This is a genomic window from Phenylobacterium ferrooxidans (genome assembly GCF_042714595.1).
GTDB classification, from domain to species: Bacteria; Pseudomonadota; Alphaproteobacteria; order Caulobacterales; family Caulobacteraceae; genus Phenylobacterium; species Phenylobacterium ferrooxidans.
Genome location: NZ_JAOTJD010000047.1, coordinates 1 through 18935 on the forward strand (window position 1 = coordinate 1; position 18935 = coordinate 18935).

13 protein-coding genes and 3 pseudogenes are annotated in these 18935 nt (G+C 66.1%); 4 read left to right on the forward strand and 12 right to left on the reverse strand.

The window, feature by feature from the left end:
* Positions 1–209: 209 nt before the first annotated feature.
* The 8 genes and pseudogenes from OCL97_RS19420 to OCL97_RS19455 form a co-directional block, all read right to left on the reverse strand.
* Complete coding sequence (locus OCL97_RS19420) at positions 210–1148, reverse strand: LysR substrate-binding domain-containing protein (RefSeq protein ID WP_377371409.1); 939 nt, start codon at positions 1146–1148, stop codon at positions 210–212.
* A gap of 43 nt (positions 1149–1191) precedes the next feature.
* A complete protein-coding gene (locus OCL97_RS19425) occupies positions 1192–2697 on the reverse strand; it encodes an alkaline phosphatase D family protein (protein ID WP_377371410.1) in 1506 nt (501 codons plus the stop codon).
* The gene (locus OCL97_RS19430; protein WP_377371411.1) at positions 2697–4988 is read right to left on the reverse strand and encodes a TonB-dependent receptor plug domain-containing protein; all 2292 of its coding nucleotides are present in this window, start codon (positions 4986–4988) and stop codon (positions 2697–2699) included. Before OCL97_RS19430 ends, OCL97_RS19425 begins: the two co-directional genes overlap by 1 nt.
* Positions 4989–5425: 437 nt before the next feature.
* Positions 5426–6409 (reverse strand): annotated as a pseudogene (istA, locus tag OCL97_RS19435) (IS21 family transposase); the annotation flags it as partial.
* Positions 6410–6499: 90 nt separating this feature from the next.
* A pseudogene (locus OCL97_RS19440) lies at positions 6500–6868 on the reverse strand (transposase); the annotation flags it as partial.
* Positions 6869–6882: 14 nt separating this feature from the next.
* Positions 6883–6990 (reverse strand): annotated as a pseudogene (locus tag OCL97_RS19445) (ATP-binding protein); the annotation flags it as partial.
* A gap of 349 nt (positions 6991–7339) precedes the next feature.
* Entirely contained in the window at positions 7340–9148 is a 1809-nt protein-coding gene (locus OCL97_RS19450) for an ATP-binding protein (RefSeq protein ID WP_377371412.1), read from the reverse strand.
* 719 nt (positions 9149–9867) lie between these two features.
* Positions 9868–10755 (reverse strand): alpha/beta fold hydrolase, encoded by an 888-nt coding sequence (locus tag OCL97_RS19455; protein ID WP_304821700.1) that lies wholly within the window; start codon positions 10753–10755, stop codon positions 9868–9870.
* Between the two features lie 165 nt (positions 10756–10920).
* Between OCL97_RS19455 and OCL97_RS19460 the strand changes: the two genes are divergently transcribed.
* The 3 genes from OCL97_RS19460 to OCL97_RS19470 are packed head-to-tail and all read left to right on the forward strand — an operon-like array spanning position 10921 to position 13384.
* The gene (locus tag OCL97_RS19460) at positions 10921–11730 is read left to right on the forward strand and encodes an enoyl-CoA hydratase-related protein (RefSeq protein ID WP_304821702.1); all 810 of its coding nucleotides are present in this window, start codon (positions 10921–10923) and stop codon (positions 11728–11730) included.
* A 49-nt stretch (positions 11731–11779) separates the two neighbouring features.
* Positions 11780–12922 (forward strand): NAD(P)H-dependent flavin oxidoreductase, encoded by a 1143-nt coding sequence (locus tag OCL97_RS19465; RefSeq protein ID WP_012274987.1) that lies wholly within the window; start codon positions 11780–11782, stop codon positions 12920–12922.
* A gap of 18 nt (positions 12923–12940) precedes the next feature.
* Entirely contained in the window at positions 12941–13384 is a 444-nt protein-coding gene (locus tag OCL97_RS19470) for a PaaI family thioesterase (RefSeq protein WP_304821705.1), read from the forward strand.
* Positions 13385–13398: 14 nt separating this feature from the next.
* Here the strand turns inward: OCL97_RS19470 and OCL97_RS19475 are convergent, their stop codons facing one another.
* From OCL97_RS19475 to OCL97_RS19490, 4 genes are read right to left on the reverse strand one after another with little or no spacing between them, the layout of a single operon-like run.
* Positions 13399–14166 (reverse strand): IclR family transcriptional regulator, encoded by a 768-nt coding sequence (locus tag OCL97_RS19475; protein WP_304821708.1) that lies wholly within the window; start codon positions 14164–14166, stop codon positions 13399–13401.
* A 22-nt stretch (positions 14167–14188) separates the two neighbouring features.
* Complete coding sequence (locus tag OCL97_RS19480; protein ID WP_377371414.1) at positions 14189–16225, reverse strand: oxidoreductase; 2037 nt, start codon at positions 16223–16225, stop codon at positions 14189–14191.
* A gap of 8 nt (positions 16226–16233) precedes the next feature.
* Entirely contained in the window at positions 16234–17085 is an 852-nt protein-coding gene (locus OCL97_RS19485) for a MaoC/PaaZ C-terminal domain-containing protein (RefSeq protein ID WP_012274983.1), read from the reverse strand.
* A 29-nt stretch (positions 17086–17114) separates the two neighbouring features.
* On the reverse strand, positions 17115–17690 hold the full coding sequence (locus OCL97_RS19490; RefSeq protein WP_305280461.1) for a carboxymuconolactone decarboxylase family protein: 576 nt from the start codon (positions 17688–17690) through the stop codon (positions 17115–17117).
* Positions 17691–17836: 146 nt separating this feature from the next.
* On the opposite strand from OCL97_RS19490, the gene OCL97_RS19495 reads away from it, so the two are divergent.
* The gene (locus OCL97_RS19495) at positions 17837–18931 is read left to right on the forward strand and encodes a zinc-dependent alcohol dehydrogenase (protein WP_012274981.1); all 1095 of its coding nucleotides are present in this window, start codon (positions 17837–17839) and stop codon (positions 18929–18931) included.
* The last annotated feature ends 4 nt before the right edge of the window (positions 18932–18935 follow it).

Sequence of the window (18935 nt, forward strand, 5' to 3'; positions counted from 1 at the left end):
ATCCGGCTTCAATGTGGTCGCGACCGCGCCACGCCCCCTCCAACCGCGTCCGCGACCACACAGAACCCTCCAGATTCACGGCTCGTTGGATGCGTGATTCATAGGTCTCCGCTTTTGCGGAGGTTTGTGATGGGCCTGATCTCACACATAAACGAAGGGGAATACCGTGGCGTCCCAGACGCCGCAGGAGTTTTCGAACCGCCTTCAGATCAGGCGACCAGGCCAGGATCGAGAGTTGGTCGCTGGGCATGGAGGGCGAACCGTTGCATCGATCTGCCCACCGATAGGCGCAACCAGTCGACGAAGAGCTGCTCCGGGGGCGTTATGGCCAGCCGCGGCGAGCGATAGAGGCGATAGGATTCGCCCAGGGACCGTGGAGCGCCCGCGCACGCCAGCAGCCGGCCCGCCTCGAGCGCCGGTTCGACTACGAGCGGCAGGCCGAGCGCGACGCCCATGCCGGCCGCCGCCGCTTCGTAGGCAAGCTGAAGTGTCGCGAATTCGCGCACCTTCAGCTCTGGCGCATGAACACCCGCGAGCGCCAGCCACCGCTCCCACAACCTCGCCGGGGTGCGCATGCTCAAAAGAGTGTAGTCAGGTATTTCGTGTTCGTTAGCGGGCGGAGACCGACCGCAAGCCAGCCGCCGCGCCGCGACGGGCGTCACCACCGCATCGAACAGATGCGTGGCGGCGAGATCGGCCGGCGCTTCGTTGCCGCCCCAGATCGCGAACCGGGCCTGGCCGGAACGAAGAACATTGAAGTCGCGTGTTGGAATAATCTCCAACTCGATACCGTGGTCACGCTGAAGCTCGCCCAGCCGCGGGAGCAGCCAGGCCGAGGCGAAGCTGTGTGACGCGGCCACGGAAATCCGTTCATCCTGAGGCCCGGCGAGTTGCATGGTGGCGCGCTGGATGGCGACCATGGCCGGCTCGACCATCAGTAGATATCGACGGCCCGCCGCGCTCAGCGTGGGAATTTGGGTGGTCCGGTCGAACAGCGTCGCGCCAAGGAAGGTTTCCAGGGCCGCGATGCGCCGGCTGATAGCGGAGGGGCTGAGGGCGAGATCGCGCGCTACCGCACGGAAACTCCTGCCGCCAGCGGCGGCCACGAAGACCTCGATCGCTTCAAGAGGCGGGGCTTTGCGGAGCATGCCGCGACCGGTACGCCTCCCGGGTCACAGGTTCGCGACAGCGTCAGATTTCCACGCCGCGGCGGCCGGCCACCACGGCGGCCGAGGCAACTGTCCGACAGCCGCTGTCCGGATCGGCGAGGTCGTGCACCGCGCGCAGCTCGATCTCCAACCGCCCGGGCCTCAGGTCCAGCCGGACATACCCGGAATGGGCGTTGTCCAGGAAGCGCACATGCGGGTTCAGCGCGCGGGCGGGCGCGAACAGCGCCTCGGGACCGTTGCGGGACGCAAGGCAGCTAGTCACCACCTCGGCGGCCAGCGGCGCCTCGCCGCTGCGGCGGCTGTCGGCCCGTACGTCATTGAGCCAGAAGGAATGGACGTCGCCGCTGAGGACCACCGGACTGCGCACCGAAGGGTGTCGAAGCTGCGCCAGCAGGCGGTCACGGCTCGCTTCGTAGCCGTCCCAGATGTCCGAGTAGCGCGCGTCCTCGCCCTGCGGCAGGGACAGGCGGGCGAAGAGAGTCTGCTGGGCGATCAGGCTCCAGGGCGCCTGTTCCCGCGTCAGGCCCCGCGTCAACCAGCGTTCCTGGGCGGGGCCGAGCAGGCTCGCGGCCGGGTCCAGGGCCGCCGGGCATGCGGTCAGCACCCGGCTGCGCGGCGCGCCGGGCTCGGGACAGGCCTGCGGCGTCCGGTGCTGGCGGGTGTCGAGGACGTGCAGCGTCGCCAGGCCAGGCCACTCTACCCGCCGGTAGAGGCGCAGGCCGCCGTCGGGGAGAAAGGCGCTCGGCCGGAGCGGCATGTGCTCGAAGTAGGCCTGGTAGGCGGCGGCCCTGCGCCGCAGGAACCGCGCCGGATCACCGAAGTCGCCGCCGACCGCACCGGCGTAGTCGTTCTCGACCTCGTGGTCGTCGAACGTCACCACGAAGGGCAGCGCCGCGTGGGCGGTCGCGAGGTCGGGATCAGTGCGATAGAGGGCATGGCGGCGGCGGTAGTCGTCGAGCGACACCGGGTCGAGCGCATCGAACGTCCGCACCTTGGGCGCCGCGCCGAAGGACCTTTCGTAGATGTAGTCGCCCACTTGGATCACCGCGTCCGGGTCGGCCGCCACCATGTCGCGGTAGCCGGAGAACCAGCCGTGCTCCCAGTGCTGGCAGGAGGTCAGGGCGAGCCTAAGCCTCTGCGGCGCCGCAGGGATGGTCCGGGTGCGGCCGGCCCGGCTGACCTCGCCGCCGAGATGGAAGCGGTAGAAGTAATCGCGACCGGGCGAGAGTCCCCCGACCTCCAGGTGGACAGCGCCGCCCCTGCCGGCCACGGCCCTTGTCCGGCCCGTCCGGACGATGCGTCGGAAGGCGTCGTCCTCGGCGATCTCGTAACCGATGGCCGCGTCCTCGATCAGCCCTTCGACACGCGTCCACAGCACGAAGCCGTCGGCGGCCGGCTCGCCCGAGGCTACGCCCAGGCGGAAGGGGTCCGTGGCTGGCCGCGGCGCAGCCCCTGCCGCGCGTGGTGCGGCGAGGAACCGCGCCGCGGCCAGCGCCGCAGCGCCGCGGACCAGTTCGCGCCGCTGCATCAGAAGCTCGCTTGCAGGCGGACAAAGTAGCTTCGCCCGTTGACGCCGATCGGCGTTTCCTCGCCGGTCGGGAAGCTGCCCCCCGTCGAAGCGATCACGGACGCCTGGTCGTCGATTGTGTCAGGCTTGGCGTCGAACAGGTTCTGGACGCCGAGGTCGAGGCGGATTCGCTCGTTGAGATCGTAGCCAAAGCCAAGGTCGAAGGTCTCCTTACCGTCGAAGTCCTGGGCCGCGACAAGCGGGGCCGAGCGATACTGGCCGAAGACCGCGAGGGCGGCGCGCACCTCCCACGGGCCGCGGCTGGCGCTGGCCTGGAGCGTGAATTTGTTGCGCGGCTGCGCCTGCGTCACGAATAGGATCGACTTGTTGCTCAGCAGCGGCAGCGTCGGCAGCACCGGGTTGGCGCCCAACTCGTCGAGGCTGGTCTCGAACACGCCGTAGCCGGCGGCGAGGTCGACGCTGACGCCGGCCCCGACCTCGCCGCGCCAGGTCGCGGTCAACTCGAACCCCTCGGTGGTCGTGTCCAGGGCGTTGGTGAAGAACCGCACCTGCTGGAAGTTGGTGATCCCGGCCGCCGTCAGGATCGCCCTGACCGCGGGACCGCCGAGCTGCTCGCTGAGGGCGATACGATCCTCGATGCGGATACGGTAGTAGTCGCCCGTGAAGGTAAACCCGCCGAAGGGGCCCACCACCAGGCCGCCGCCGACGTTGCGCGACGTCTCCGGCGCCAGGGACACGGCCCCCAACGCCCGCGCCACGGGATCGTCCACGGGCAGGGTGCCGACGGTGACCAGCACGCCCGCGCTGAGGGCGCCCTGGACGGCGCTGAAATACTGCTGCTGCAGCGAGGGCGCCTTGAAGCCGATGCCGGCCGACCCGCGCATGGCGATGCCCGGCATGATCTCGTAGCGGCCGGTGACGCGCCAGGTCGCCTTGCCACCGAAGTCGTCATAGTGGTCGTAGCGGACCGCCGCGGCGAGCAGCAGCGGTTCGATCGGCCGCAGTTCCGCATCGAGGAACAGGGCGTAGGCGTTGCGGCTCGCGTCCGTGGGATTCCGGGGGTTGAAGCCCGCGAAACCGTCGGCGCCGAGGCCGAAATAGGCGAGGGGTTCGCCGTTGGCGATGCTGTAGGTCTCGTGCCGGAACTGGACCCCGGCCGCGAGGTTACCGCCCGCCAGCAGCCCGTCGAGTGGGCGCGACAGCACCGCGTCGGTCACGAACTGCTGGTAGCTGACGGCCCCGGCGTCGAACCTCGTCGGGCTGGCCAGCCCCAGCGAGACGTTGGCGGTGTCGTAGACGCGGAATTCGGCCTGGTTGTAGCCGAAGGTCTGGCTGACATCGGCGCTGATGCCGGCGAACTCACCGCGCACGCCCGCTGTAAGGCCGATGTCCCAAATCTGGGGCTCGATGATCGGCAGGAAGCCGTTCGGATGGACCGGCGAAAAGCCGGGCACGCGGAAGCCGGCGCCATTGTTGGAGACCTTGCGCGTGAGGATGCCGAACCCGTAGGCCTCGGCGTCGCCCAGTGACGCGGCGGCGTTGATCGCGACACTGCCGACCCAGGCCTCGGGATCACCGATACGATAGGTGACGCGACCGAAGCGCTGGTCGACCAGGGCGCGGTTGGTCGGCTCCTGCGCCCGGAATAGGCCGGTCACGGTGAGGTGGCCACCGTCGCCCAGCGGCAGACCCACCGTCGCCGTCGCCAGGCCGTTTGCGCCGTCGCCCTGCTCGGTGACTCCCGTCAGCAGCGCGGCGGTTTCACCCTCGGCGTCGTCCTTGAGGATGATGTTCACCACCCCGGCGATGGCGTCGGACCCGTACTGCGCGGCCGCGCCGTCCTTGAGGATCTCGATGCGCTCGATGGCGCTCTCGGGAATAGTGTCAAGATCGACGGCCGCGGAGCCGCGGCCGATGCTGTTGTTGACGTTGAGCACGGCGTTGGCGTGGCGCCGCTTGCCGTTGACGAGCACCAGCGTCTGGTCAGGCGCGAGGCCGCGCAGGGTGATCGGCCGGGTGTTGGCAGCCGACGCCGTCGTCGCCGCCCGGGCGAAGTTGACCGAAGGCTCGAGGAAATTGAGAGCGCGGCCCAGGTCCGGGTAGCCGGTGTCGGCGATTTGCGCGCTGGTGACGACGTCGACCGGCGCCGGCGCGTCCAGCGCGGCCCGACCGGCGCCGCGGGTGCCGGTCACCACGAGCTCCTCGACGGACGCTGCGTCCTGGGCCATGGCCCCCACCGGAGCCAGCGCCAAGACCGTCGCGGCCCCGGCCATCATCTGAAGTCTGCGCATCGCCAATCCCCTCCGCTACACACGGGGGCTGGATAGCGACAACGCCGTCGGACCGTTATCGCGAAGGACTGCACGGCTGTTGCGCTCAGCGCAACAGCACAAAGCACAGTCTCCCGTGGCAGGCGGCTGCGTCATGCAGCCTATGCCCATCCGAAAAGCCAATCTACGAGTGGCAAAGCGAGAAGAACGAACCCGGCGGGTCCGCTTGACGCCACCCTTCAATGTCAGCTGTCGACGCGCAACCGACAATCATCAGGGCGTGCACTGACGGCTAACCCAAATCTGCGAAGCTAACGGCGTCGGGGACAACCCCGCGAGGCGAGCTATGGCTCAACCCGATCTCTTCCGACTAGGACGAATCGACATTCAGCGCATCCAGAGCATGGAAGCGGCGATGTGGACGAAGGCCAGGTAGTGAGCGGCCAGCCTGTCGAACCGGGTTCGGGCGGCAACGGCTTGAGCGCCGGCGCGTCCACCGAGGCGAAGAGTTCGGCGCGACTGGCGCCGTAGGCGCGCATGATCCGGGCGTTGAGCTCGGCGACCAGCTCTGCGATCACCAGATTGAGTTCCGCCTGACTGAAGAAGCGTTGGTTGCGCAACTTGGCCAGCACCCAGCGCTCCACCAGCAGCACCGATTGCTCGACCTTGGCCTTGTCTCGCGGCTTGTACGGCCGCGCCGGGATCACGCTCGTCCCGTAGTGCGGGGCCATATCCTGGTAGGTGCGATTGATCCCCGGCTCATAGCGGTCGGGCTTGGTCACCCCGGCCTTGAGGTTGTCGCAGACGATGATCGCCGGGACCCCGCCCAGGAAGGCCAAGAGCCCCACGTGGCAGCCGATCCAGTCCGCCAAAGCCTTCGCTCGGCCGGGCCTCGGCATAGACGTAGCTGGAAGCGCCCATGGCCGCGACGAAGAGCTTCATCGCCCGGACCGCGCCGGTCGCCGGATCGATCAGGTCGATGGTGTCGTCGGCGTAGTCGACAAACACCTTCTCTCCGGCCGCATGGCTCTGGCGCATGGTGGGCGACAGACGGCCCTTCCAGATCTCATAGCGCTCGCAGAACCATGCGTAGCCGAAGCCGTCTGGGTGTTCGGCCCGGTATTCTTCCCACAGCAGCGAACGGGTCACCCCCTTCCTTCGAAGTTCCTGGTCGACATAAGCCCAGTTGGGTTCGGGACGCGGCGGGGCCGTCGGATTGGGCTGGCCAGGAAACAGCCGTCGTTCAAGGACCGTATCAGTCAGATCCTCCGGCAGCGGCCAGCCCAGCCCCGCCCCGCCACCCGGGCGCGCTGCAGATAGTCGCCAACAGCGCCCTTGCTGATCCCCAGCGCGGTCGCGATCAGCCGCGTGCTCAGGCCGTTCTCATTTCTCAGACGTAGTAGGTCGCGTATGCGGCGCATTGACAATCTCTCGGTCGGCATCAGTCTCCCCTGTTCAGAAAACAAGGGCTTCCTAGCCCGTTCAGACTGTCGGTCTTGCTTGCCTCAACCCCTCAGGTGCGGGGCGCCCACGATGCCGTGGAATACGCGTCTGCGGGCGAGCTTGGCGAAGTAGCCCTCCACGGCGTTCAGCCAGGAGCATGAGGTCGGGGTGAAGTGGAAGGTCCAGCGCGGATGGCGGCCCAGCCATGCGACCACCTTGGGGTGTTTGTGGGTGGCGTAGTTGTCGAGAATGGCGTGGACGGACTTGTCCGGCGGGACGGCGCGCTCGACGGCGTTGAGGAAACGGATCAACTCCTGATGCCGGTGGCGTGTCAAACGGCTTGCAAAAGTGACCCCCGATCGGCGTCCAAGATTACCCCCCTGGCGCAGGCGTTGGCAGTCGCCCGGCGGCGTAGCGCGGAGCCCTTGCGCAGCGCAGCGCGTAGCCGACGGGCGCACCCCTCACGGTTGGATTAGGATCGGTTCTTCAGCCGCCAGCTGTCGTTGCCGGTTTCGACGATGTCGCAGTGGTGGGTCAGGCGGTCGAGCAGCGCCGTGGTCATCTTGGCGTCGCCGATTACGCAGGGGCGACGAGAGCAGACGTGGCGAAAGCGCGAAGGCAAGTGCGCGATGCGGCTTTGGCATTTAAGAATTCCTCCCCCTGGTACTTCGATGCAGCGGGTGCGCAACATGGCCAACCTATGGTGCCGCACCATGCCAAAACCGTGACGCATCCGCGTCGTCTTCGTCACCCGACGCCGGCACGCAACTGACGCACGGCTCGGATACCCGAAGCAGGTTCGAGTGCCCCGCCTCGTCGATCCGCATGGAGGGCAGCGAGACGCCCCATCCAGCTTTATCGACGGTAAGCTCCGCAATGGCCTCACGCGCACTCGCGTCGAAGCGCTGGCCGGTACGGTCTTTAGCCCATCATACCGATCGCCTTCGGGCCCTCAGCGATCGGCTGGGTTCTGGCTCCGCCGGTGCGAACGGGTGTGGCGGGTGGCCGACACCCTGTTCAGCGTTCACTGGTTCTAGGACTGCCTCGATAGCGGCGAACAGCTTGTGTGCCTCGACCGGCTTGTTCACAAAGGCCTGCATCCCCGCAGCTCGGCATTGGTCGACGTGGTCGGCGGACGAAGACGCTGTCAGCGCAATAACAGGCGTATTCCGATTCATCCCGTTTGAGTTTCTTAGCCGCCGCACCGCTTCCAGGCCGCCCATTACCGGCATGTTCATATCCATCAGCACGACATCGAATTCGCTGGTAGCCAAGAGCGCCAACGCGGCCTGACCGTCCTGAGCGGTGACGACCTGGCTGCAGAAGGGCTGCAACATCAGGCCAAACGCTCGACGATTGATCTCATGATCGTCGACGATCAAGACTCTGAGATCCACGCTGGGCGTCACCGGTTGCTCGTAACCCTCCGGCTCGAAGGTCCCGTCGAGCCTTGCGAGCGGAAGCTTCAATGTGAAGGTAGTGCCTCCGCCAGCGTCGCTGACCACCGCCAAGTCCCCACCCATTAACTCCGCCAACTGCCGGCTGATGTTCAGACCAAGCCCGGTGCCGCCGTGAGTACGGGCCGTGCTCGCGTCCAGTTGCTCGAACGCGACAAAGAGGCGTTCGAGCTGATCGGGGGTCATTCCAGGTCCTGTATCAGTCACCTCGACCTGCAGGAGTTCCCCGTGCGCGTCCACGGGCGTTGTGACCCGCACCACAACCCCGCCATCGTCGGTGAACTTGATTGCATTCGAAAGCAGGTTGTTGAAGATCTGTCGAAGTCGGAAGGGGTCACCCCGAGCCCAGCCAAGTATGGGCCCGGCCTCCAGGCGGAGTGAAACGCCCTTCTTGTGCGCCTCGGCGGACCAGAATTGTAGGGTGTCTTCCACCAGTGCTTGAAGGTCGTAGGGAACCTCTTCAATCGTCAGGCGGCCCGCTTCAATCTTGGACATGTCCAGCAGGTCGTTGAGCAGGCTCCGCATCATACGGGCGGAGTCAAGGATGAGGCGCGCGCTTGAACGATCGCAAGCGTCGCGCGATCGACCCCCTACCTCGGTCGCGCCCGCCAGAATGGCGCTGAGTGGCGTGCGAAGTTCATGGCTGACCATCGCGACAAAAGCCGACTTCGCGGCGGTCGCGGCTTGCGCCAGCGCCTTGGCCTCACGCTCGGCCGCCAGGGTATTCTGATAGAGTCGCCAGGCCAACAATGCAGCTGTGACGTTCAACCCCGCCGTCACAGCCAAAGCCACAGCTTGACCCAGCGGCGCGCCGAGAGGCATGGCGAGGAGAGCGAGAATGATAAAGTAGCCGATCTGCGGCAGGAGGGCGGCAACGAACACCGGGCGGCAACCCACGCTGGTCAGAACCGCGTTCAAAATCGCGCCCGACACCCACAGCGCGCCGCAGGCGGCTCCCCAAGGTCCGCCGAAAACGGCCGCGACGATGCCAACCGAACCGAAAATCACTCCATTGACCGCCACAACCGCCAGGGCTGCGGCCCGCCAGCGCGCGCCCTCCATCCGTCGCTCAATCAGTGCGCGGGGAAAGACCCAGACCTCAAGCGCTTGCAACAGGAAGTAGCCGAGCACCCCCGCCACCGCGGCCACGAAGGAACCTGTAAACACGGCGTAGATTGGGGCGACAATCGCTGGCAAAAGCAGACGCATGGCGATCTGTCGTCGGCGAGTCGAAATGACTGCGGCGAACTGTTGATCACTCTCCGGCGGAGCCTTGGACATCACTCTGTCGCCTCTTACGATTTCGTTGCACACGATCTTACATGCACGTTATCTATACTTGGTTAAACTGCGCCGGGTATTGCGGACTTTGCCAGGCAAAAGCCGCAATTCTCCTGCCGTGGCGCAAAAGACGGGCGATCCCAAAACCGGCACCCGGGATTTGACCTGGAAATGACGGCGCGACGCTGGCCGCGGTGGGGCGCTATCACCGAGGAATCCTGGATGGCACGCTTGAGAACGGTTGCCTCCCTTAGATGTGCTCATCGACCTCGGGCGGGCCTTTGCCGAGGGGCGAAAGCCAAGCCCGACGTGATCAGAGTTTGGCTGGACCGGAGCACGGGAGTCGGCTTGAATTCATGGCCCAACTACCTGCAGGCGCTCGATCATTTCCAGCGGGCCGCCGAGGAAATCCTGATGGAGGGAAAGCGGCAGTGGATTGTCCCGGAATGCCCGAATATCAAAGCCGCCGCTGGCACCTGTCTAAGTAGCAGTCGCGTGAAGCCTGGCCGCCATTCCGGAGACGGCCGAGATGATTAGCTTGCTTGCCTGTGCATCTAACAGGCTGTTGAAAAAGCCGGGTACCGGGGGTGAACTTGGCTCAATCGGCGCAATTTCACCTCAACCCGCGAAGCGCTATCGATGAAATCATTAGCATTTCTTCCGGTCCATTGGACAGCTGTCTCGCTGAAAGCGAGCCAAAAATGCGGTTCAATATCCTGCTAGGGCGAGTTTCGGCCGACTTTGGCGGGCTGTCCGGAATCCAGCCGATCGAGAAAGCCCACCACGGCGTCGAGGAAGGCGTCATTGCGATCCCCCGCGACCATGTGAGAAGCGCCAGCGACATCGGTGAACTGGGCGTTCGTCAATTTTGCGACGAAATCTTCGGCGGCTTGCCGCGTCACCAATTCGCTCAGCCGACCACGAATGAGGTGCACTGGCAGGGTTAGACTGGCCAGTCCGGCGTCGAACGCCTGCGCATCTCGCCTCGACCGTTCCCGGTTCGCGCTTGCGACGAAGCTGGGATCCCAATGCCAGCGATATCGACCATCGCCGCCGCACCGAAGGTTCTTCGCCAATCCGGAAAGGTCCGAAGGCCTTGTGCGGTGGGGCAAATAGGAGCTGATCACATCGGCCGCCTCCTCAAGGCTAGCGAAACCTTCGCCGATATGGGCGCTCATGAAGCCCATGACTTTAGCGGCGCCGTCCATGTCCATGTTGGGCACAATGTCCACCAGGGTTATGGAGCTGAAGCTCCGAGGCGCGATCTCGGCTTCAGCGAGCAATCCCGCGAGCCCGCCGAGCGACGCGCCGATCAGCGCCGGACGTCCGCCCATCTCGTTGGCGACGGTTGCGAGGTCGCCCGCAAACCGTTCCATCTGGTAGTCGCCCGTCGGCGACCAACCGCTGTCGCCGTGGCCGCGCAGGTCCAGGGCGACGGCTTCCCAGCCGCGATCCGCCAGCGCCGCCGCGGTCTTGGCCCAGGCGTGCCGAGTCTGGCCGCCCCCGTGCGCCAGCAGCACGCCGCCGCGGATCGGCGCGCCGTAGCGGTCGGCGACGAGGTCGAGGCCGTCGGCCGTTCTGAAGACGGTACGGTGCGGTTCAGTCATCGATAATCCTCTTACGGGAACAGCCTGCCGGCGCCGACGACCGATCCTGCCAATCGGCCTTTTCCGCCGCGGACCGCCGCAACGTTCGCTTCAGGCTTTCCTTCATCCGGAAAGTCAGCGTAGCATGAAGATGTCATAACAAAACACATATGTGTCGGAGAAAGCATGAGCGACGTCGTTACGTTCGAGCGGAAGGACCATGTCGCGCTCATCACCCTCAACCGGCCTGAGGCCAGAAACGCCATCTCCCCGGAGATGCTGGTTCGACTGGCCGACACCTGGACCGCAGTGCGTGACGACCCCGACATCCGCGTCGCGGTGGTCACCGGCGCCGGTGATAAGGCTTTCTGTTCTGGAGCCGATCTTGGACGGTTCATTCCGTTGATGAGTCGCGCGCGGCCAGCCGAAGACGAGTGGGATCGACGCCTGCTGGCGGACGGGGAGATGCTGGGCCGAGGGCTTCTTCGGACCTTCGACGTGGTCAAGCCGGTGATTGCGGCGATCAACGGTCACGCGATCGCCGGGGGCATGGAGCTGGCGCAGGGGACGGACCTGCGGGTCGCGTCCGAATCCGCCAAGTTTGGGGTGCAGGAAGTCAAGTGGGCGATCTTCCCAGGAGGCGGTTCGACGGTGAGACTGCCCCGACAAATACCCTATGCCCGGGCCATGGAGCTGCTGCTCACCGGCGATCTCATTACCGCCGCTGAAGCGCTCGAGTTGGGGTTCCTCAATCGCGTGGTCCCCCAGGCCGACGTGCTGCCCACAGCCCTTGATCTGGCTGAGCGCATCGCCGCCAACGGGCCGATTGCGGTACAGGCCATCCGCCGGTCGGCGCGAGCTTGCCTGGGCCGACCGGAAGCTGAAGCCATGCAGATCGAATCCGAAATGGCTGCCCCTGTCTTCCGAACCGAGGACGCCCGGGAGGGGCCACTCGCCTTCATGCAGAAACGCAAGCCTGTCTTCCAGGGTCGCTGACCCAAGGTCGGCTCAGCGACCCTCATCATCAGAGACAAGGAACACTGTCATGGCTTTGCACAGCCGCATCTGCGAGATTTTCGGTATCCGCTATCCCATCGTCCTCGCCGGAATGGGCGGGGCCAGTGTTCCCCGCCTGGCAGCGGCGGTCTCCAATGCCGGAGGGCTAGGAATCCTTGGCGCCGCAGCCTGCTCGCCCGAGGAACTTCGCGCGTGGATCCGCGAAGTGCGATCGCTCACCGACAAGCCCTTCGGCGTCGACACATTGCTGCCGGCCTCGGTCCGCCGCGAGGTGGTCGACGCGGCGGCAGGCTCCGGCGAGGGCGGCAAGCCGTCGCCCATGGATCTGCTTGGCGACTATCAGGCGTTTGCAGCCGACTTCATGCGCCAGGAAGGCCTGCAAAAGGTCGTCCGTCCGCGCGAGGACACCAACGCCGAAGCTCGGGGCGGCCCCGCGTTCTTCTCAAAGGAGTTCTTCGAGGCGCAAATGGAGGTGGTGATCGAGGAAAAGGTGCCGGTCTACGCCGCGGGCCTGGGAAACCCCGGCCCCTGGATGGAGCGACTGCGGGAGAACGGTACAAAGATCATGGCCGTCATCGGGTCTGTGAAGCACGCACTGCAGGTCGCCGCGTCTGGCATCGACGTGGTGGTCGCTCAGGGACATGACGGGGGCGGACACAATTCGCCGATCGGCACCATGGCGCTTATCCCCCAGGTCGTCGACGCCATGGCGGGGCGCATCCCGGTGCTCGGGGCCGGCGGTATTGCCGACGGCCGCGGCGTAGCCGCCGCGATGATGCTGGGGGCTGAAGGCGCCTGGGTGGGCACCGCTTTCCTGGCGACGGAGGAAGCCGGCATTCAGCAATTCCAGAAGGAGGTTCTGGTCGAGTACGGCGATGGCGACACGGTAGTGTCAAAATCCGTCACCGGAAAGCCGGCCAGGATCATCCGCAATAAGTGGGCGCAGGCCTGGGTGGACGCGGAGAAGTCGCCGCTGCCCATGCCCTTCCAGTCGATCATCGCCGGGCCCGTGCTCGCGGCGGCGACCCTGGATCAGCGCAAGGATATCGCACCTGGGTTTGCCGGCCAGGGCATGGGGCTCATCAAGGCGATTCGCCCCGCCCGGGACGTCCTGGAAGACCTCGTCAGCGGCGCCGAGACCGCGCTCGCTCGCGCCGACCGTTTTCGCTAAGCCGTGAAAGGAAATGCAATGATCCCGCGTAGAATGCCCGAGTTTCACGCCGAGATGGTCGAAGCCTTCATGGCTTCGAGCAATCGGATGACCGGCCTCCCCGAGTTCCTGGGCCTGCGGATCGTGGCCATGGAACCGGGCGGCCTCACGGCGGAGATGGATGTCGACCCAAAGCTGCTGACGGGCTTCGGCAACATGCATGGCGGCGTCCTGTCTGCCGCCTGCGATCACGTGCTGGGATGCGTCTGCTACCCCCATATGGAGAAGGGCCAGTGGGCGGCCACGACCGAGTTCAAGATCAACCTGCTCGCCCCGGTCAGCCGCGGGACGGTCACGGCGCATGCGGAAATCATCTCCATGAGCAAACAGACCGCGGTCGTCAGGATCGAGATGGAAAACGAGGGCCGGCTCTGCTGCTCGGCGCAGGGCACCGTCCTAATCCAGAACCCCAGACCCGCCTGACGACAGCCCGACGCTCAGGCGGTCTTGTGGGCCGCGCCCGGGCTTCCGAGCACGTCGCCCATGATTTTGAGCAGCTCGGCGCGGCGACCCCGGAACAGGTCCTTTGGGGCGGCCAGGCCAAGGGCCAGCGGACGTGCGGGCGGACTGACCGAGAGGGGGATGGCCAGCATCGCGGCGTTGTCGTTGACCAGGCCGGCATGGAAGGCGTGTCCTCGGGCAGCGACCTGGGCAACGTCTCTGGCGACCTCCTCGGCGGCCGGCGGCGCTTCATCGCCGTCCCACACCGCCAGGCCTTCGGCGATCAGCCGGGCCCTGCGATCAGGAGGGGCCATGGCCAGGAGCACGCGGCCCAGGGTCGAGCGAGCAAGGCATCGCCGCGTACCCGCCTTGAGGTGGTAGCGGATCGGCGTCGCGCCCTCGATCACGCGGACATACTGGCAGTAGCCGCCGCTCGCCGCACCCAGCACCACGGTCATCTGAGTTTGCTCTGCGATGTCACGCATCTGCTGCTGAATGCGCCGGAGCGGGAGGATTTCGTCGCCAACCCAGTGACCGAGCAGGGAGACCCGGATGGACGGAAAGAATGTCTTGTCGTCGGAGGAAAACTCCAGGTAGCCGAGATCGGCAAGGCTGCGGAGTAGCGCCGCGGTGCTGGAATGTGGATAGCCTAGCGCCAAGGCCACGTCCTGGATATGCGCAGGCCTGCGGACTTCGTCGAAGTATTCAAAAATTTCCAGGGTCCGGGCGGCGGACTTAACGACGGACTGATCAGGTTTTGGCATGCATTCGAATCCTTGGGGCCGCTCAGATCGTGAGCGCCGCCCGGGTTCCCTCCTCGATGGCCCGCACCGCATCCAGACCAGCAGCGTCTCGCGCGCCGCCGACCAGCGAATATGGAACCCGCCCAGCCGCCAGCGCCGGGGCGATTCCGGCTTGCGGCTCCTGGCCGATGCATAACACGAACGTGTCGGCCACGACCAATCGAGGGATGCCGCCCACTGTGATATGCAGGCCCTCCAACGAGAGATGTCCATAGACGACATCCCCGGTCATGGCGACACCGCGGCGCGCCACCTCCTGGACGTTGGCCCAACCGCGCGTCTTGCTCAGGCCCGCGCCGAATGCTGATCCCGGCTTTCGCTGGAAGATCGTGACCCGTCGGGCCGCCGGCCAGGACGTCGGCGGCCGCTGCAGGGCGCCGCGCTCGGTAAAGGCCGTGTCGATCCCCCAATCCCGGGAGAACCCCTCAATGTCGGGCTCCGTGGGATCGCCCGCGCCAGTCGGATGCGCCAGCAGTTGAGCCACGTCGAAGCCAATGCCGCCCGCGCCCAGGATCGCCACCGTGTCGCCCGCTCGTTCGGGCATTTCGATGGCCTGCGCATAGGTGAGCACACGAGGGTCGTCCACCCCGACCGAGTCCAGGGCTCGCGGCTCCACGCCGGTGGCCAGGATCACATGATCGTAGGCGGCGGCGAGAAGCTCCTGCGCGCGGGCAAGCGTTCCCAACCGCACTTCGACCCCGAGCTCGGACAGCCGCGCGCCGTAATATGCGATGGTTTCGGCATAGTCCTCCTTGCCCGGAATCCGCCGCGCGAGATTGAACTGCCCGCCGATCCGCTCTGACATCTCGAACAGGGTGACCCTGTGGCCCCGCTCCGCGCTCGTCACCGCCGCGGCCAGGCCCGCGGGCCCCGCGCCAACGACCGCGACACGCTTGGGTTCGATCGGCCCCGCGACATCGCCGAATTCGGCCTCGCGGCAGGCGGCGGGATTGACCATGCAGGTCGTGAGCTGGCCGGTGAAAGCGTTGTCCAGGCAGGCCTGATTGCAGCCAATGCACACATTGATCGCGGCGCGTCGCCCGGCCCGGGCCTTGGCGACGAAGTCGGGATCGGACAGGAAGGGCCGTGCCATTGAAACCATGTCGGCGTTGCCGTCGGCGATGAGGCGGTCGGCAAGCTCCGGGGTGTTGATCCGGTTCGACGCCACGACCGGCAAGTTGAGATGGGACCTGAGCCGTGCCGCGGCCCACGCGAAAGCTCCGCGGGGCACCATGTGGGCGATGGTGGGGATCCGCGCCTCGTGCCAGCCGATCCCCGTATTGACCAGGTTCGCGCCGGCGGCCGCGACCGTCTTGGCCTGATCGACCACCTCGTCGAAGGTGCTGCCGCCCTCCACAAGATCGAGCAACGACTGCCGGTAGACGAGAATGAACTCCTCACCGCAACGAGCGCGGACCGCCCGGACGATCTCGGCAGGCAGCCGCTGGCGATTGGCTGCAGAGCCCCCCCAGCGATCAGTGCGCTGATTGGTCCGCGGCGCCAGGAACTGGTTCAGCAAGTAACCTTCCGAACCCATGATCTCCACCCCGTCGTAGCCAGCCTCCTTGGCAAGCATCGCGGCGTTCGCGAAGTCCTCGATCGTAAGGAGAATCTCGTCCTCGGTCAGCTCGCGCGGCGTCAGCGGGTTAATTCTCGAGGCGATCGGTGACGGGGCGACGAGGCCGTCGTGACGCGCATAGCGGCCGGCGTGGAGGAGTTGCAGCACGATGAGCCCGCGGGACTGGCGCACAGCGGTCGTGATCCGGGCGTGTCCTGCCACGACGGCTTCGCGCATCACCGCGCCGTTCCGGCCCAGCCGGCCAGCCTCATTGGGCGATACGCCACCGGTTACGATCAGACCCGCGCCGCCTTGCGCCCGTCGGGAGAAGAACCGAGCCTGCCGATCGTATCCATCCGGCGCCTCTTCAAGGCCGGTGTGCATCGAGCCCATCAGCGTGCGGTTCGGGAGCGTCACGAACCCCAGGTTCAGCGGTGACAGCAGGTGAGGATAGGGCGACATGTCGATGCCTATGCTGGGACTGCGAATTTCGCCCTGGCTTGAGACAGGACGATACGGCCGTCTGCGGTTTCGCCCTGCACGATGGCCTCGCCGTCGCCTGTGCGCCAGATCTTGGTGACGATAGTGTCCCCATACAGCACCCGGTCAGCGAACCGGCCCTGGAAGGAATGGAAGGCGCCCGGATCGTCGGCGCATAGCTCTCGCAGGATGGCGCGACCCACAATGCCGTAGGTGCACAGCCCGTGCATGAAGGGCGCGTCGAACCCGCCCATCCTAGCGAACGCCGGGTCGATATGGATGGGGTTGCGATCGCCCGACAGCCGGTAGATCGCGCCTTGTTCGGGACGGGTCTGGAAGCTGGCCGTAATATCCGGGGCCCGGTCGGGCGCGGCGCTATCTCCGCCCGAGGGACCGCGCTCGCCGCCGAAACCGCCCGCGCCGCGGACGAACAGCGTGGCGTGGGTCCGGAAAAGGTCGCCGTCGGCGTCGCGGGCCACGCCCTCGACGCCCAGAACGGCAGCCTTTCCCTTGTCCCAGACCTCGGTGATGCGACCGCTCACCTCGACGCTGGCTTCGGGGGGGAGGGGCCGGAACAGCTCGATGGACTGTTCGCCATGAAGCAGCATCTCCAGACGCATGTCGACGGTGCGCATCAGACCCCCCAAGGCGCCGCCGCCCGGGATCACGGCATAGGTCGGCAGAACCTTCGGGCCGCGGCCTTCATAGATGAAGTCCAGGTCTTCCGCCGGCCGCCCGCCGACGCCCAGGGCGTAGAGCATGGTGTCCTTGGAGGTCCAGGTCTGGGTGGTGGCGGGGAGCTCCAACCCGACGAGATCGGACGAAATCGGTATGCGTGTCATGGAAACTCCGGCTCTATGGGGTGGGACACTCAGGTTCGTGGCGCTTGGCCATCCGGCGGCCAGGCCTCGACACCGTTTTCCAGCGGAATGCGCAGGCTCTTCAGGAGCTGGGAGAACATGGTCCAGTTGCCGATCGCAACCACCAGCTCAATGCGCTCGGCGTCCGTCGCCAGGTGGAGGCAGCAGGCTTCCCAGGCGGCGTCCGAGATCATGCCCTGATCGAGCGTGTCGTCGGTGGCCTGCAGCACAGCCCTGTCGGCCTCCGACAGGTTCGCGGCTCCCCGCCAGTCACGGGAAGCCGCCAGGTCGGCCTCGGGAATGTCGAGCCCGCGGGCCACCCGCCAGTGCTGGGTCCACTCATAGGCGGAGCCGGTCCTCCAGCCGATCCGCATGATGATCAGTTCGCGCAGGCGGGCGTCGAGCTTGTTGCCTCGAAAGAGGAGGGTAGTGAGCGTGGAGGCAAGCTCGCCCGCCACCGCGGGATGCCGCAGGAGGACGCGAAACACGCTGAGCGGCGCCATCTGTTCAGAAATCCCCGCCGACCCGGCCGCGTTCGCCGCCTCTTCCAGACTCAGAAGGTCGATCCTCGGGGCGTCGGCGGTCATTGGGTTCATTCCATTGGGAAGGGCTGAGGGCGTGAGCCTGCGGAAGCTGATCGAAGGTCCTTGCCTAGATGGGGATATAACAGATATACGTTTTCCGCCACATATATGTGTTATGATTTGTTGCTGCGCAGCTGGAGGCGAAGCTCGTGATTCCCGCCAAGACCTTTGCGATGGTTCAGACGGCGCCGCGCACGCTTGAAATGCGTGACTTGCCGATCCCCGATATCGAAGCCGACAGCGCGATTCTGAGGATCGAGGCCTGCGGGATCTGTGGCAGCGACTATGAGCAATTCGAGGGGGTTCTGAAAACGCCGATGCCGGTGATCCCCGGGCACGAGCCCGTAGGGATCATCGAGGCGATCGGTGACAAGGCCGCGCGCCGCTGGGGCGTCGATGTCGGCGATCGGGTCGCCGTCGAGACCATGCTGTCTTGTCATAGCTGTGACACCTGCTTGGGCGGCCGCTACCACCTCTGCGCCGACCGGCAGATTTATTCCTACATTCCGCTATCGAACATGCCGGGGCTCTGGGGCGCCTATGCCCAGTACATGTACCTCGCCCCCAACACGATCGTTCACAAGATGGACAAGACCTTGCCGCCCGAGCTCGCGGTGATGTTCAACCCGCTGGGGGCCGGGTTCCGCTGGGCGGTGGAGATCCCTCAGACCCAGGTCGGCGACACTATCGTCATCCTGGGACCGGGCCAGCGCGGTCTGGCCAGCGTCATCGCCGCGCGGCAGGCGGGTGCTGGGAAGATCATCGTGACGGGCATGGCCGCCGACGCCCGCAAGCTCGACCTCGCCCGGATCTTCGGGGCGCACCATACGATCGATGTCCAGAACGAGAACGCCATCGAACGCATCAAGGAACTCACCGGCGGGCGTGGCGCCGATGTCGTCGTGGAGGTGACCTCCTACGCCACCGACCCGGTGCGCGAAGCCCTCAGCTATGTGCGTCCCGGCGGTACGATCGTCCTGGCGGGGGTGAAGGGCTTCAAGCCAATACCGGACTTTGTCTCAGACCTGATCGTCTTCAAGGAGATCACCATCAAGGGGGCGATCGGCGTGACCTCGTCGGGATACCGAAAGGCCATCGACCTGATCGAGGCACGGTCGCTGCCACTTGAGCTGATGCACACTCACGACTTCGAGTTGAAGGACGCCGAACTGGCCATCCGGACGCTGGCGCGTCAGGTGACCGGAGATGAGTCCATCCACTCGTGCCTGATCCCGCCCACCTAGAACG

Excerpts from the sequence above, each read along its gene's own strand:
- OCL97_RS19425 (WP_377371410.1), bottom strand. The coding sequence starts at position 2,697 with ATGCAGCGGCGCGAACTGGTCCGCGGCGCTGCGGCGCTGGCCGCGGCG.
- OCL97_RS19455 (WP_304821700.1), bottom strand. The coding sequence starts at position 10,755 with ATGACTGAACCGCACCGTACCGTCTTCAGAACGGCCGACGGCCTCGAC.
- OCL97_RS19430 (WP_377371411.1), bottom strand. The coding sequence starts at position 4,988 with ATGCGCAGACTTCAGATGATGGCCGGGGCCGCGACGGTCTTGGCGCTG.
- OCL97_RS19470 (WP_304821705.1), top strand. The coding sequence starts at position 12,941 with ATGATCCCGCGTAGAATGCCCGAGTTTCACGCCGAGATGGTCGAAGCC.
- OCL97_RS19490 (WP_305280461.1), bottom strand. The coding sequence starts at position 17,690 with ATGACCGCCGACGCCCCGAGGATCGACCTTCTGAGTCTGGAAGAGGCG.
- OCL97_RS19450 (WP_377371412.1), bottom strand. The coding sequence starts at position 9,148 with ATGTCCAAGGCTCCGCCGGAGAGTGATCAACAGTTCGCCGCAGTCATT.
- OCL97_RS19485 (WP_012274983.1), bottom strand. The coding sequence starts at position 17,085 with ATGACACGCATACCGATTTCGTCCGATCTCGTCGGGTTGGAGCTCCCC.
- OCL97_RS19480 (WP_377371414.1), bottom strand. The coding sequence starts at position 16,225 with ATGTCGCCCTATCCTCACCTGCTGTCACCGCTGAACCTGGGGTTCGTG.
- OCL97_RS19460 (WP_304821702.1), top strand. The coding sequence starts at position 10,921 with ATGAGCGACGTCGTTACGTTCGAGCGGAAGGACCATGTCGCGCTCATC.
- OCL97_RS19465 (WP_012274987.1), top strand. The coding sequence starts at position 11,780 with ATGGCTTTGCACAGCCGCATCTGCGAGATTTTCGGTATCCGCTATCCC.
- OCL97_RS19420 (WP_377371409.1), bottom strand. The coding sequence starts at position 1,148 with ATGCTCCGCAAAGCCCCGCCTCTTGAAGCGATCGAGGTCTTCGTGGCC.
- OCL97_RS19475 (WP_304821708.1), bottom strand. The coding sequence starts at position 14,166 with ATGCCAAAACCTGATCAGTCCGTCGTTAAGTCCGCCGCCCGGACCCTG.